Origin of the sequence: Pseudoglutamicibacter cumminsii (assembly GCF_016907775.1) — a bacterium.
GTDB classification, from domain to species: domain Bacteria; phylum Actinomycetota; class Actinomycetes; order Actinomycetales; family Micrococcaceae; genus Pseudoglutamicibacter; species Pseudoglutamicibacter cumminsii.
This window is the reverse complement of sequence record NZ_JAFBCO010000001.1, coordinates 1,542,159-1,556,550: the sequence shown is the minus strand read 5'-3', so window position 1 is coordinate 1,556,550 and position 14,392 is coordinate 1,542,159. Positions and strand designations below refer to the sequence as shown.

The 14,392-nt window shown below is 61.0% G+C and carries 10 protein-coding genes and 2 tRNA genes; 4 read left to right on the top strand and 8 right to left on the bottom strand.

What is annotated here, in order from left to right:
• Window positions 1-213 precede the first annotated feature (213 nt).
• Window positions 214-287, bottom strand: a tRNA-Ile gene (locus JOD50_RS07045).
• Window positions 288-586: 299 nt separating this feature from the next.
• On the opposite strand from JOD50_RS07045, the gene JOD50_RS07040 reads away from it, so the two are divergent.
• The 4 genes from JOD50_RS07040 (at window position 587) to hutH (ending at window position 6,203) form a co-directional block, all read left to right on the top strand.
• Complete coding sequence (locus JOD50_RS07040) at window positions 587-1,441, top strand: IclR family transcriptional regulator (RefSeq protein WP_204880954.1); 855 nt, start codon at window positions 587-589, stop codon at window positions 1,439-1,441.
• A 186-nt stretch (window positions 1,442-1,627) separates the two neighbouring features.
• On the top strand, window positions 1,628-3,331 hold the full coding sequence (gene hutU / locus JOD50_RS07035; RefSeq protein WP_204880953.1) for a urocanate hydratase: 1,704 nt from the start codon (window positions 1,628-1,630) through the stop codon (window positions 3,329-3,331).
• A 47-nt stretch (window positions 3,332-3,378) separates the two neighbouring features.
• Window positions 3,379-4,587, top strand: coding sequence for an imidazolonepropionase (hutI, locus tag JOD50_RS07030; RefSeq protein WP_204880952.1), 1,209 nt, complete (start codon window positions 3,379-3,381; stop codon window positions 4,585-4,587).
• 56 nt (window positions 4,588-4,643) lie between these two features.
• Window positions 4,644-6,203: a histidine ammonia-lyase gene (gene hutH / locus JOD50_RS07025; RefSeq protein WP_420825530.1), complete on the top strand. Its 1,560-nt coding sequence runs from the start codon at window positions 4,644-4,646 to the stop codon at window positions 6,201-6,203.
• Between the two features lie 145 nt (window positions 6,204-6,348).
• Here hutH and JOD50_RS07020 read toward each other — a convergent pair whose 3' ends face one another.
• The 7 genes from JOD50_RS07020 to JOD50_RS06990 form a co-directional block, all read right to left on the bottom strand.
• On the bottom strand, window positions 6,349-7,533 hold the full coding sequence (locus JOD50_RS07020; protein WP_204880950.1) for a glycosyltransferase: 1,185 nt from the start codon (window positions 7,531-7,533) through the stop codon (window positions 6,349-6,351).
• A gap of 48 nt (window positions 7,534-7,581) precedes the next feature.
• Window positions 7,582-8,472: a DMT family transporter gene (locus tag JOD50_RS07015; protein WP_204880949.1), complete on the bottom strand. Its 891-nt coding sequence runs from the start codon at window positions 8,470-8,472 to the stop codon at window positions 7,582-7,584.
• Between the two features lie 122 nt (window positions 8,473-8,594).
• Window positions 8,595-9,437 (bottom strand): phage holin family protein, encoded by an 843-nt coding sequence (locus JOD50_RS07010; protein WP_204880948.1) that lies wholly within the window; start codon window positions 9,435-9,437, stop codon window positions 8,595-8,597.
• Window positions 9,438-9,606: 169 nt separating this feature from the next.
• Window positions 9,607-10,692 carry a glycosyltransferase gene (locus JOD50_RS07005; RefSeq protein WP_204880947.1) on the bottom strand — a complete coding sequence of 362 codons (1,086 nt, stop codon included), beginning with the start codon at window positions 10,690-10,692 and terminating at the stop codon, window positions 9,607-9,609.
• A 102-nt stretch (window positions 10,693-10,794) separates the two neighbouring features.
• A tRNA-Asn gene (locus JOD50_RS07000) sits at window positions 10,795-10,866 on the bottom strand.
• Between the two features lie 129 nt (window positions 10,867-10,995).
• On the bottom strand, window positions 10,996-12,939 hold the full coding sequence (dnaG, locus tag JOD50_RS06995) for a DNA primase (protein ID WP_204880946.1): 1,944 nt from the start codon (window positions 12,937-12,939) through the stop codon (window positions 10,996-10,998).
• A 9-nt stretch (window positions 12,940-12,948) separates the two neighbouring features.
• Complete coding sequence (locus tag JOD50_RS06990; protein WP_275587736.1) at window positions 12,949-14,331, bottom strand: deoxyguanosinetriphosphate triphosphohydrolase; 1,383 nt, start codon at window positions 14,329-14,331, stop codon at window positions 12,949-12,951.
• Window positions 14,332-14,392 lie beyond the last annotated feature (61 nt).

The window sequence follows — 14,392 nt, the reverse complement described above, 5'->3', positions numbered from 1 at the left end:
CGACAGACAGCAACCAGAGCAACAACAGAATTGCCACGCAAACGCCGCAAACCGCACAACAATCGTCATTCGTCATGGCTGAGCGGCATCTCAAAACGGAACGGCTTCCTGGCATATCCATCAAAAAGCGGAACGACGACCCGACGCATCGAAGCCCCCGGACATAAAAATGTCGGGACCTCGTATGAACGATGTCCCGACACATTACATTCGTAGGGCGTGCGGGGCTTGAACCCGCGACCCAAGGATTATGAGTCCTTTGCTCTAACCAACTGAGCTAACGCCCCATAGTTGCTTCAGACATCGGCAACTACGAGTGTTAAGCCTAACTGACGCGTCCACAGCGCGTGAAAATACACCCCACACCAGCGGTCACTTGACCAAATCAGCACTTTCAAGTGACTTTTGGGCATGTGTGACTAAAGAAACCACACTCTATAGCGCCCAAAATCTGGGTTAGATGAAGATAGTTCCCAGTTCCACTCCGTGAGACGTTTCAAGAAAGTGAAGCATTTACTTCAAATTTGTGGTGAACTAATAAAACCTACGTTTTGAGATTCCGCTCACACTCCAGGGAGGGGCCATCATGTCGAAAGTACCTGCTGCAGACGCAACGCTGCGTATCCTCTCGTATTTGGCGGCTCAGCCGCGACCTACCGCCGCGAGCCACATCGGCCGCGCCCTGGAGATCCCCCGCTCGAGCCTCTACGACATCCTGCAGGCACTCATCGCCCGCGGCTACGTGATCCACCACGCTGAAGACCGCGCCTACGGACTCGGCCCTTCCGCCCACGAGCTATCCTCCGGCTACAACCGTCACGCGCCCATGGCTCGCCTGGGCCGTCGCGTGGTCGAAGGCCTCGTTGACAAGGTCGGAGAATCCGGACACCTTTCCATCTTGCGTGGACACGAGATTGTTTACCTTGTCGAGGCCCGCGCACAGAACCGAACGAGCCTCATCACAGACGTCGGCGTCCGCCTGGACGCACTTCGCACCGCGAGCGGGCGAGCAATCCTCGCTCACCTACCGAGCCAACAGATCAACGCCCTCTATCGTTTGGGTCCTGAGCGCACTCGTGCAGCGGTAGCGATCAGGAAGACGCGAGAGCTCGGGTACGGCTGGGAAGACGGCCAGGTCACCCCTGAGTTCTGTTCAGTTGCAGTCCCGGTGTTTGACTCCTCGAACTGGCCTATCGCCGCAATGGCATTGACCTGGAAGCGAGGCAAGGCCCCAGTAGACCAGCTCGCGCTCAACCGTCGCCTCGAGCTCTTGCGTGACGCAGCTTCGACGTTGCAGCGACGCCTGGGCATCCTCGCCCCATCCATCGCGCACCAGCCAAACGACGTCATTGAAAACGAACTTGTAACCCCCGAGGTCGCCCCTACCGCCGCGAAATCGGCCGACAGATCCGTCAGCGCGAACGTTCGCGCCGGCGTCTAAGCCACCTGTCATTCACCCTCCTGGATACAGCCACACCCGCACTTTGTCCGAGATCTCGGATTCGCTTAGCGTGATCACGCGCTTTTTAATGCAGTGTGACCTATTTCATGATGAGCTATCTGCAGGTCACTAAAACAACTGCACACCAGTCCTAAGGCCGCGCAGTCAGTAGCGAAGGAGATCATCATGAGCTTTGCCCACACCACCTCCCCCGGCCACGAACCACGTGAAGTTCGTGCGCCTCGCGGAACCGAGCTCAACGCCCGTTCGTGGCAGACCGAAGCGCCCCTGCGGATGCTCATGAACAACCTCGACCCTGAGGTTGCAGAACGTCCAGACGACCTCGTTGTATATGGCGGCACCGGCCGCGCTGCACGCTCGTGGGAAGCCTTCGACGCCATCGTCGACTCCCTCAAGGACCTCGCCGAAGACGAAACACTCCTGGTCCAGTCCGGTAAGCCTGTCGGCATCATCCGCACCAACGTATGGGCCCCGCGCGTGCTGATCGCTAACTCGAACCTCGTTGGAGACTGGGCTAACTGGCCTGAATTCCGCAAGCTCGAAGACGAAGGCCTCATGATGTACGGCCAGATGACCGCGGGCTCGTGGATCTACATCGCAACCCAGGGCATCTTGCAGGGCACGTTCGAAACGTTCGCCGCGGTTGCCAAGAAGCGTTTCAACGGAACCCTCAAGGGCACCATCACGCTGACGGCGGGTTGCGGCGGCATGGGCGGTGCGCAGCCGCTCGCGGTAACGCTCAACGGTGGCGTCGCACTCGTGGTCGATGTGGACCGCACCCGCTTGGAACGTCGCCGCTCCAAGCGCTACCTGGATGAGATCGCAGACGACCTGGATGCGGCAGTCGCACGCGCGCAGCAGGCAGCTGAGGCTGGCGAGGCGGTGTCGATTGGTATTGAAGGCAATGCCGCTGCTGTGTTCCCTGAGCTGCTGCGCCGCCACAAGGCTGGCGAGCTCACAATCGACGTCGTTACCGACCAGACATCGGCCCACGATCCGCTCTCCTACCTCCCTGCAGAGATCGCGCTCGCGGACTGGGACCGCGAGGCGGCGGCTGATCCAGTTGGCTTCACGAAGAAGTCTCGCGAATCCATGGCTGCCCACGTCGAGGCAATGGTTGGCTTCCAGGACGCCGGGGCTGAGGTTTTCGATTACGGCAACAGCATCCGCGATGAGGCCCGCCACGCAGGTTTCGAGCGCGCTTTCGATTTCCCTGGCTTCGTCCCTGCCTACATTCGTCCGCTGTTCTGCGAAGGCCTGGGCCCGTTCCGTTGGGTTGCGCTTTCGGGCGACCCTGAGGATATCCGTGTAACCGATGAGGCACTCAAGGAACTGTTCCCTGAAAACGAGCACCTGCATCGTTGGCTAGACGCCGCGGCTGAGCACGTCGAGTTCGAGGGTCTTCCAGCCCGCATCTGCTGGCTCGGTTACGGCGAGCGCCACCAGGCTGGCCTGTTGTTCAACCGCCTCGTTGCCGAGGGCAAGGTCAAGGCTCCGATTGTGATTGGCCGCGACCACCTGGATTCAGGTTCCGTGGCTTCGCCATACCGCGAGACCGAGTCGATGCTGGATGGTTCGGATGCGATCGCTGACTGGCCTCTGCTCAACGCACTCACAGCGACCAGCTCGGGTGCAACCTGGGTTTCGTTGCATCACGGTGGCGGCGTGGGCATGGGTCGTTCGATCCACGCAGGCCAGGTGGGTGTGGCAGACGGCACCGAGCTGGCAGCTGCTAAATTGACCGCGCTGTTGACGAATGATCCTGCGATGGGCGTGTTCCGCCACGTCGATGCGGGCTATTCGCGCGCTGTTGAGGTTGCGGATGAGCGCGGCGTGCGCGTTCCAATGAAGCCGCGCGTTCGCGACTAGTCTGAATAACCAGTCACAATATTCAGAACCGTTTGAGAGGAGCGCTTGTGACCTCGACGCTGTACACCTCGATTGGTGAACTGTGGTCGTTTGATCCTGAGCATGGCGCTGTGGATTCCGCAAAGCTCGCTACTTCGGCTGAGGCCGGTGTTGTGGGTGATGCCGCGCTGGTTGTTGAGGAGGGCGTGGTCGCGTGGTCTGGCCCTGCTTCTGCCGCGCCTGATGCCGATGCACAGGTAGATCTCGCTGGCTCCGTCGTGGTTCCGGGGTGGGTTGATTCGCATTCCCACATGGTTTTCGATGGAGACCGTTCAGCTGAGTTTGAGGCGCGGATGGCGGGTCAGTCGTATGCGGCTGGCGGTATCGCGGTCACGACTCAGGCGACGCGTGCGGCGTCGGAAGCGAAGCTCGATGAGCTGGTTGCCGAGCGTGTTGCACAGGCTGCGGCGCTGGGTACCACGACGCTGGAAACCAAGACGGGCTACGGGCTGGACGTGGAGTCCGAGGCGCTCGCCGCACGGGTTGCTGCTCGGCACGTCGAGGAAGTCACATTCCTAGGCGCCCACCTGGTTCCGCCCGAGTACGAGCATGACCGCGAAGCCTACGTTGACCTCGTGTGCGGCCCAATGTTGGACGCGGTTGCCGAGCATGTCGCGTGGATCGATGTGTTCTGCGAGCAGGGCGCCTTCACAGTCGAGGAATCGATGCGGGTCTTGAAGGCTGGGCAGGAACGCAGCCTGGGTTTGCGTGTCCACGGTAATCAGATTGGCCACACGGGTGGGGCCGCGATGGCGGTTGAGCTCGGTGCCGCGAGCGTTGACCACGTCAACTTCATGAGCGCAGAAGACATCGAGATGCTCGCCGCCTCCGACACCGTTGCGACGATCCTCCCGGCATGCGATCTTTCAACGCGCGCTCCGCTCGCTCCTGCGCGTGAGCTCCTGGATACGGGCGCCACGGTCGCGATTGCATCCAACCTCAACCCCGGCACGTCCTATACGTCATCGGTCCCGTTCTGCATCACCACCGCGGTGCTGCAACAACACATGACCCTGGCCGAGGCCATCCGAGCCGCAACGCTAGGTGGGGCGGCAGCGTTACGGCGCACCGACATCGGCCATTTGCGCCGCGGGGCGCCTGCCAACTTCGCTGTTCTGGATGCGCCCGCCGCGATCCACCTCGCGTACCGCCCAGGCATGGTGGGAGTCCGCGCAACCGTCAAGAACGGCGAGCTGATCGCTGGTTCGTTCGAATAATTATTCTTCCGGCCACATCGTGGCCCACGTATTGATTTTTCATGAAGGAGCACTCAGTGTCCCTAGAACAGAATCCAGAAAACTCCGCTGCACGTTCGACCGTGGTGTTGAACCCCAAGGGAGTCAGCGCTGAAGACGTTGTGGCGGTCGCCCGTTACGGAGCCACGGTTGAGCTGGGCCCGGAGGTATTCGAGACCGTCAACGCGGTGCGCCGGCACGTCGAGGACCTCGCGGCGTCCACGACCCCGGTATACGGCGTATCCACGGGTTTCGGCGCGCTCGCTGACACCTCGATCCCCCAGGAACGCCGCACCCTACTGCAGTCGAGCTTGATCCGCTCCCACGCCGCCGGAACCGGGCCAGAAGTTGAGCGGGAAGTCATCCGCGCGCTGATGTTTTTGCGGGCGCGCACGCTCGCAACCGGCCGCACGGGTGTGCGTTTCGTGGTGCTTGAGAACCTTGTGAAGCTGCTCAACGCTGGCATCACGCCGGTTGTTCACGAATACGGTTCGCTCGGTTGCTCCGGCGACCTCGCGCCGCTCGCCCACTGCGCAATCGTGTTGCTCGGCGAAGGCCGCGCCCGCGATGCTGAAGGCGTTGAACGTCCAGTCCCTGAGCTGCTTGCCGAAGCCGGTATTGAGCCGCTCGAGCTCGCCGAGAAGGAGGGCCTCGCCCTCATCAACGGAACCGACGGCATGCTCGGCATGCTGCTCATGGCTCTGGATGACCTGCGTGACCTGGTCGACGTTGCCGACCTGACCACCGCGATGTCGATCCAGGGCTTGCGTGGCCGTGACACCGTGTTCGCGCCGCAGCTCCACGAACCGCTGCGTCCGCACCCGGGCCAGGCGCGTTCGGCCGCCAACGTGTACCGCTGGCTCACGGACTCCCCGATCGTCGCCGACGTCATGAAGGAAGGCTCCCGCGTACAGGATGCATACTCGTTGCGTTGCCATCCACAGGTTGCCGGTGCGGTACGCGACACAATCTCTCACGCTGAGGCGGTTGCCGAGCGTGAACTGGCTTCCGCAATCGACAACCCTGTGGTCCTGGAAGACGGCACGGTCACCTCGAACGGCAACTTCCACGGTGCGCCGGTTGCTTACGTTCTAGACTTCCTCGCAATCGCAGCCGCCGACCTCGCCTCGATCTCGGAGCGCCGTAGCGACCGCATGCTCGATAAGTCCCGTAGCTTCGGTCTCCCGCCGTTCCTCGCGGATGATCCGGGCGTGGACTCGGGCTTCATGATCGCCCAGTACACCCAGGCCGGCCTGGTGGCTGAAATGAAGCGCCTCGCCTCCCCGGCGTCGGTCGATTCAATTCCGTCCTCTGCGATGCAGGAAGACCACGTATCGCTCGGCTGGCACGCTGCCCGCAAGCTGCGCACCTCTATTGACGCGTTGCGTCGCGTTCTGGCAATCGAGCTCATGACCGCTGCCCGCGCTATCGACCTGCGCGCACCGCTCAAGCCATCCCCAGCCACCGCAGAGGTCCTCGAAGCGTTCCGTGCGACCGTCCCAGGCCCAGGCCCGGACCGCTTCCTCGCGCCAGACATCGAGGCCGCTGTCGAGTTCGTTGCGGCACACCCGTGGAGCAGCCACCGCAAACAGGACTAACGCGGCACACCACTCAGCAGGCACAATAGCGCGGGCTAGATAACGATGGCGGGGTCACCTCAGAAGGTGACCCCGGCATCGTTATGTGAAGTGTGCAGCGCGAGCTGCAACTGAACTAGCCCCGCTCAACTGGCAGTAGCGAGCTTTAGAGGTAATCGTGGACGTTAGCGCCGCGGTAGAGCGCCTCGAACGTCTTGATGGTTTTCTCTTCGCCGTGCTTGAGCGCCATCTGGTGGCCAGCCTCCCCCATCGCCTTGCGTTCAGCCGGCGAAAGATCCAGGATGCTTACGAGCTTCTCCGCGAGGTCCTGGTCATCGCCCGGGGTAAACAGGTGGCCGTTGACGCCCTCGTCGACGAGGTGCGGCAGTGCGAGCGCGTTCGCGAGCACCACGGGGCGGGAAGCCGAAAGCGCTTCAAGCGTCACGAGCGACTGGAGCTCCGCTGTGCCAGGTTGGCAGAAGACGTCGGCGCACAGGTATTCCTGGCGCAGAGTTTCGTCGTCCACGAAGCCGAGGAAGTGCACGCGCTCCTCAATGCCCAGCTCAGCGGCGAGCGCCTCGAGCTTAGGCCGTTGCTCGCCTTCGCCCACGATCCGCACGTGTGGACGCGGATGCTGATTCAAACGAGCGATCGCACGCAGCAGGACGTCGATGTTCTTCTCTACCGCAAGGCGGCCAACGAATAACACCGTCTGGTAGTCGCGCTGCGGCAACGTTTCGTTCTCGCGCATCTCATAGTGCGCGGAGTTGATCCCGTTCGACAGCGGCAGGACGTCTGTGAGGCCAGCGTTCTCGCGCATCGCGCGTGCTGCAAGCGGGGTCGGTGTGGTGACCACGGCGGCCTTACCCATGATCTTGCCCATGTCGCGCCACGAGTTGCGAGAAACGATGTTGAGGAACCACTGCGGGAACGGGAGGAACGGTTCAAGGTTCTCCGGAATGAAGTGGTTGGTTGCGATCAAACGGATGCCACGCTTGGTCGCTTGCTTCTGGGCGGCGTGTCCGATCATGTAGTGGCACTGGATGTGCACGACGTCTGGCTTGATTTCGTCCATGACCCGGCCCGCAACCTTGTTGGCGGAGTACGGGGTCACGAGCCTATAGGTTTCGTGCGTTGGCGCCTTGTGGGAGGTTACGCGGTGAACGGTAGCCTCTGGCCGATGCTCAACGAAGGATGGGCCACGGTCGTTACGGACCGCGAGAATGTGGACTTCGTGTCCGCGCTTGGTCAGGTTGGTTGCCAAGCGGTAGCAGAACACGGCCGCGCCGTTGACGTCGGGCGGGTAGGTATCGCAAGCGATAAGGATTCGCAGTGGCGTTTCCTGTGTCACCAACGCATACTCCAGTTATCTCGACGTCATAGTTACAGTTTCAAGAGTCTACCGAACCTCGGTGCGTTCGGGTGCCACTGAATCGGGGTGGTGCCGTGACAGTTGCAACACGCCGATGATCGCGATCACTCCCGCGGCGATCATCCCGCAGGCCGTGTACCACGGAAGCCCTGGCGCTAGCTCGCCAAGGATGATGACACCGATCAGCACGCCGACCATCGGGTCGATCACCGTAAGCCCCGCAACCACAAGCTCTGGCGGCCCGGAAGCGTACGCGTGCTGGTTGAAGTATTGACCCATGATGCCCACGATCACGATCGCGACCATCGCGCCCCACGGAACCTGCTTCCACCAGATAGCTTCAGGGTCCCAATTCAGGAACGTCACCGCGATGGTGCGCACCAGGACAGCGGTGAAACCGAAAAGGATACCCGCGCCGACGATATAGAAGATCGCACCGCCTTTGCGGCGGCGATGCACGAGCGCGAGGACGCCGAGGATGATGCCGCTGATGCCGAGCAGGATGATGATCATAACCCGCTGATTACCGGTCACGAAGGTTTCGTGGGTCGCCTTGATCGCGAGGAGCACGAAGCCGATCGCGCCGATGGTGCACACCGCGATGGCCCTCCACGTTGCGCCGTTGATGCGTATCTTGCGGTCCCACGAGTTGATGATGGTCGTCAAAACGAGCGCGACAGCCCCGAGCGGCTGGACGACCGTGAGTGGCGCCAAGGACAGCGCAACGATGTTGAGGATCACGCCGGTGATCATCAGGACAAGACCAAAAAGCCACGTCCGGTTCTTGAGCATCTCAACGATCTGGCGGCCGCTCACCTCACGGCCGTGTGCGTTACGCACGGCAGCGGCCTGACGCTGAGTACCCAGCGCCAGGAACGCGGCCGACACAAGGGCCGCTGTGACAGCTATCCAGACCATGTTATGCACCGTAGACGCGCGCTGGCAGGCCGGTATTCCCGACCTGCCAGCGCGTCAATGTATTGTTCAAAACTCGAATACCAGCTGAACTCGATTACACGCTAGATGTGCGTCAGCTTCGTCTAGTTCTGCTTCGCTGCCTTGGTAGCCTTCTTGGCTTTCTTCTTCTTGCGCTTCTTGGAGATGCCCAAGATCACGAGCAACGCGGTAGCGATACCGGCAGCGGCACCAAGGATTGGCATGACCTTCTCGCCAGCTGCGCGGTTAGCCTCATAGGAGTCGCCACCCGTGCTGACCAGACCGGTGCGCTGAGCAACCGAGCCCACGCGAGCCTTGACATCCGACTGGCGGCCCAAGGTGTCACGCAAGTGTGCCAAGTGCTCGCGGCGGCGGGACAAGCGACGCTTCAGCTCGCCCTCAGAAGGCTTCTCCTGGTACGTCTGCGAGTGGTCTTCACGCGAGTTCGGGTTGGTCTGCTTCTTGGAAGCATCCTTCTTGCGCTTCTTCTCTTCAGCCTTTTCCTTCTGCTTCTGCTCGTATTCAGCGATGCTGAAGGCAGTACCCTGCGAAAGCGCACCCATGTCATAACGCAAGCGAGTCACGGCGTTCTTCGGGATTTCAATCGCTTCAGGAACGACGTTCTTAGCGCGTGTGGCGCCCACGGCCACGAAAATCAGGGCCAGAATCAGGAACAACGCAGCGACGAGCAACGCGGACAACCACAGCGGCATCACGGTTGCCAAACCAGCGATCGCGGCAACAACCAGAGCGATCACCAGCAAGCCCAGAAGGCCCAGGCCAGCAGCGAGCAACGCAACAGCCACACCCAAGGAAACACCCTTGGACTGAAGCTGACGCAACGTCAGCTGAACTTCGTCATTAATCTGCTTAGGGGCCAAACGCATCATCACAGATGCGGTCTGACGCAGGTTCTGCGGTTGAGGCAACTGCTCCTGCTGTGTCATGAAATCCGGTCTCCTAGCACACTCGGAACAAACCGGGTGCGAATCGCTTGTGGTTTCTAGAACAAAACTATCACCGTTTACTCAGAAACATGAGTTTCAGATCCCAGCTTCCACACAGCTGAGCATCAACTCACACCGCACGGGTAGTCGCCGGCCCGAGTGACAGAGCCTACCGCCCGTTCGCGTGGTACAGCTCGTACGCTTCCTCGCACGCCTTCCACAAAGCTTGAGCGGAACGCTCCCACGAGTATTCAGCGGCACGTTCCCTGCTCACGGAACTGCGCGCCGCGAACTCATCCGCATCCTCAAGCGAGCGAACAACGGACGCGAAGCCCGCGTCGTCTTCCGCGTCGACAAACAGCGCGGCATCCCCGCCGATCTCACGGAAAATCGGGGTGTCAGCACACACCACCGGAGTGCCCAGGCCCATCGCCTCGACCAACGGAATGCCGAAGCCTTCAGCCTTCGACAGCGTGACAGAGGCGCGCGCACGCCGCAGCAGCCGCGCGTACTCCTCCTCGCTCACACCGTCGTGGAACACAACCGAGGCACCCTCCGGGACCAGAGCTTCAAGCTCACGACGGCGGTCCGGCCGGATCTTGGACAGCAGGCGCAGCGTGTACCCCGGCAGATGCGCCATGCTCCGGATCAGAGTCTGGACGTTCTTGTACTCCATGAACGAACCCATGTACACGAGCTCATTCGCGGCCCCCTCGGCCGCATCCCGCGGCTCGCCCAACGGGGCCGAGGCATTAGAAACGATGCGGATAGGTCTCTTTGTGAGGCGGTGTTCACGCATGAGCGAACGGGTCGTCCCCGAAACCGTAACCACAACATCGGCGCGGTTCAGCAGAAACCGCTGCGGCCAATACGCCTTATGGAACAGCCGCCACAACAACCGCACCGGAGCCGGCAAGAAGCCCGGCGGAGTAGGGTGCTGATAATAAATCAAGTCATGCAACGTCAGCACGAGCGGGAACCGACGCCCCAGCGAACCCATCGTCTGCATCGGGCTGAACACAACATCCGGGCGCAAACGGTTGACCCGCAACGCCGTCAACGGCTCCAGCGGGGAGGTCGGCGAATTGATCTTGACGTACGGAACCTTCGGCAACATCGGCAACTGCGCCTCATCAGAAATCAGCATCCGCACATCATGGTGCGGCGCCAACGCCTCGATCAGGGACGCCGTGAAACGTGAAATACCGTCGTGATGATCGGTGCGCGTATACCGCGCATCAACAACCAAGTGCACGAACCCACTCCTCCGCAAGCCAACGCCGGAAAGCGATCCTGAAAAGCATCCTCAAAAAGAAAAAGCTCCGGAACCATTTTAGTTCCGGAGCTTTTGCATCAGCTCCCCCGACTGGATTCGAACCAGTAACCGCTCGATTAACAGTCGAGTGCTCTGCCGTTGAGCTACGAGGGATCGACAACAGAAGAAGACTCTACCAGGCGTTTACCTGGATGGCAAAACGGATGCTTTCTGTTGTGGCGAAGGTCATCTTTCGCGGTGAATTCGCCTGGTACGGCACGGTCACAGCGCCCTTTTGAAACTTCACAACGCTTCTGATTGATAGCGGCGCCGCTGCATCTCAAGCTCCATAAGCTTTCGATGCAACTGCTCAACCCGCTCAGGGTCATCCGAGCCCACACGTTGCAGCTCGGCCGCATAATCAGCTTTCTGCCGGTTGATCTGCATCGCAAGCAAACGGTTCACGATCCCCTTGCAATAACGGCGCAACTCATCCTCGTTCGAGGCCGGCAAAGGAGCAACAGCCATCTGCGAAACCAAAGCGGCCAAAGGTTCCGGGACCTGCTCGCGAATCGTCTCAACCCACACCGCAGTCGAAACCTGCATGGTCGCGGCAACAACAATCGCATCCTTGATCGCCGCGTGCGCCGGCGTGAGGAACTTCGCCTCAAAGAACTGCGCCCACGCATCAGCATCAATCAAATGCGGATTCTGAATCACAACTTCGAGCGCATCCCACTCGATCTTGGTTGCAGGATCCGTCAAGTTCACTCCGGCAGGAACCACGGGCCCCGCGGCTTCACCCGAAAAACCATGCGCCGGAGCGTTCACCGACGAGCGACCAGCGCCCTGACCCTGGCCGTACTGGCCCGCTCCATACTGACCAGCACGTCCGGGCTGGCTTCCGCGTCCGGGCTGACCTCCCCGGCCGGACTGAGCGACGGCGCGCCGGACTTCCCCGACCTCCATACCGAGCCAGCCAGCTACCTCGCGGATATACGCCGGGCGCATCGCGGAATCCCGCATCGACGCGATGATCGGCGCCGCAGCACGCATCGCCGCAACCCTGCCCTCGACCGTTTCCAGATTGTGTTGCTTCAATTCGGCCTTGAGCGCGAACTCAAACAACGGCGTCTTATGATTCAACACGTCACGCAACGCTTCATCCCCGCGCTTCTGACGCACATCGCACGGATCCATGCCGTCTGGACCCACCGCGATAAACGTCTGCGCGACAAAGCGCTGATCCTCACGGAACGCACGCAACGCGGCTTTCTGACCAGCTTCGTCGCCATCGAACGTGAAGATGACCTCGCCCCCGGAGCCGAAGTCCGAAAGCAAACGCCGCGCAACCTTGATGTGGTCGGCACCGAACGCGGTACCGCACGTCGCGACCGCCGTAGTGATCCCCGCCAGGTGGCACGCCATAACGTCCGTATAGCCTTCAACCACCACGAGCTGCTTCTTTTTAGCGATCTCGCGGCGTGCCAAATCCACGCCATACAAAACCTGCGACTTCTTATAGATCGCAGTCTCCGGAGTGTTCAGGTACTTAGGCCCTTGATCCTCCTCATACAGCTTGCGGGCACCGAAACCGATCGTGGCACCAGTGAGATCGCGGATAGGCCAGATCAAACGCCCACGGAAGCGATCATAAATACCGCGTTGGCCCTCCGAGAACATCCCGGTTTCTTTGAGCTCGTCCTCCGTGAACCCGTTGTTGCGCAAGAAACGCAACAAGTTGTCCCAGCCCTGCGGCGCATAACCGACACCGAACTGCTCGGCATGTTCAGCGGTGAACCCGCGGCTCGTCAGTTCTTCCCGCGCTGTCTGCGCCTCAGGGGTCTGTAACTGCTTACGGAAAAACTCCTCAGCAACCTTATGGGCATCCAAAAGCCGTTGACGACGGCCCACCTGCTCCTTGGTCGGGCCGGAACCGCCGTCCTCATAGTGCAGGGTGACACCCACACGTCCTGCAAGGTATTCGACGGTCTCCGCGAAGGACGTCGAATTCATCTGCATCAAGAACGCGATGACGTCGCCGGATTCGCCACAACCGAAACAGTGATACGAACCCATCTGCGGACGCACATGAAACGACGGGGTCCGCTCATCATGGAACGGACACAACCCCTTATACGAGCCAATACCAGCGGACTTGAGAGAAACGTACTCCTCGACGATCTCTTTAATATCCGTGCGTTCCCGGACTTCATCGATGTCCGCACGCCTAATCAACCCAGCCATGTCACCACTCTAGGACTCCCCCACAGGTGACGTGCCAAGCGAGTTCCCAACCGGTGCGTTCCGGCCAGGCGCTTTCTTGTCAGGCGTCGAAACCGGGACAAAGAAATCGTGCGACCCCACCGCAGGCGGGAACTGGCCGCCGCGCACCAACGTGAAGTACCACTCGAGCGCTGAGGAATCCGTGAGCGATGCAACCTGATCGATCACCGCGCGCACCCGCGCCGCATCGTCGACCGCCATGATGTAATCCTCACGGAAGATCGGCTCGAGGTACTCCCCCTCCGTCTTCAGCAACAGCTCAACGAGCTCGCTCAAGACCTCGCCCTGGCGGTCATAGATCGGTTGACGCTCATCGACCGTCATGACGTATGCCGTTGCCATGCCCTTCATGACCGCGATCTCAACCTCAGTCTCACGCGGAACCACAAGATTCGCGGCGTACCGCGTCAACGGATCCGTACCGTAGCGCTCCTGCGTCGCCTTGAGCGCAGCGGAACAGAACCGGCCGATGAACTGGCTCGTCATATCCTTCAACGCAGCCAGCGAACGGCGGCCGCCATCCACCACCGGAACCCATTCCTCGGCACGCTCGAGCCGCTTGAGCGCCGCATCAATCTCGTCCTCAGGCGTGTCCGGCAGGTACCAGCGCTGCGTGTAATCGATGACCCGCGCACGGCGCGCCTTCTCTTGGACCCAACGCAACTGGAAACGATGCGCGTTCACCGCATCTTCCACATCGTGCACCGAATACGCGACATCATCCGCCAAATCCATGACCTGCGTCTCCAACGGAGTCGCAGAATCCTCACGACCATCGCGAACCCACCGGTACACCGGCTCATCGTCCGCATACACACCGAACTTGCGGGTCGGTCGGCCCTCACGCGTCAGCGGAGCCTCCTGCCGCGTCCACGGATACTTGATCGTCGCATCCAACGTCGCACGCGTCAGATTCAAACCGGCAGAAGCACCATTCGCGCGGAACGTCTTCGTCTCGAGCCGAGTCAGCAAACGCAGCGTCTGCGCATTACCCTCAAAGCCTCCGCACTCATCGGCCAGCTGATCCAAAACCTTCTCACCGTTATGACCAAACGGCGGATGCCCCAAGTCGTGCGAAAGGCACGCGGTATCCACGACGTTCGGATCGCAACCCAGCGCCGCGCCGAGTTCGCGACCCACCTGCGCGACCTCAAGCGAATGCGTCAGCCGAGTACGCACAAAGTCGTCCGAAAACGGCGCGACCACCTGAGTCTTAGCGCCCAGACGGCGCAGAGCGGAGGAATGCAAAACGCGGGCGCGGTCACGCTCAAACGCAGACCGGTACGCCTTCTTAGGTGGTTCAGGAACCCAGCGCTCCATGTCGTGGGTCTCATAGCCGGCGATGGACGCCAGAGCTTCGCCGGCAACGCCGACGTGATACCGCGGATGCTTCGAACCCTGCTCTTGCTTCAAG

Coding starts and splice junctions, on each gene's coding strand:
- JOD50_RS07015 (WP_204880949.1), bottom strand. CDS start 8,472: ATGGTCTGGATAGCTGTCACAGCGGCCCTTGTGTCGGCCGCGTTCCTG.
- dnaG (WP_204880946.1), bottom strand. CDS start 12,939: ATGGCTGGGTTGATTAGGCGTGCGGACATCGATGAAGTCCGGGAACGC.
- JOD50_RS07040 (WP_204880954.1), top strand. CDS start 587: ATGTCGAAAGTACCTGCTGCAGACGCAACGCTGCGTATCCTCTCGTAT.
- hutU (WP_204880953.1), top strand. CDS start 1,628: ATGAGCTTTGCCCACACCACCTCCCCCGGCCACGAACCACGTGAAGTT.
- JOD50_RS07010 (WP_204880948.1), bottom strand. CDS start 9,437: ATGACACAGCAGGAGCAGTTGCCTCAACCGCAGAACCTGCGTCAGACC.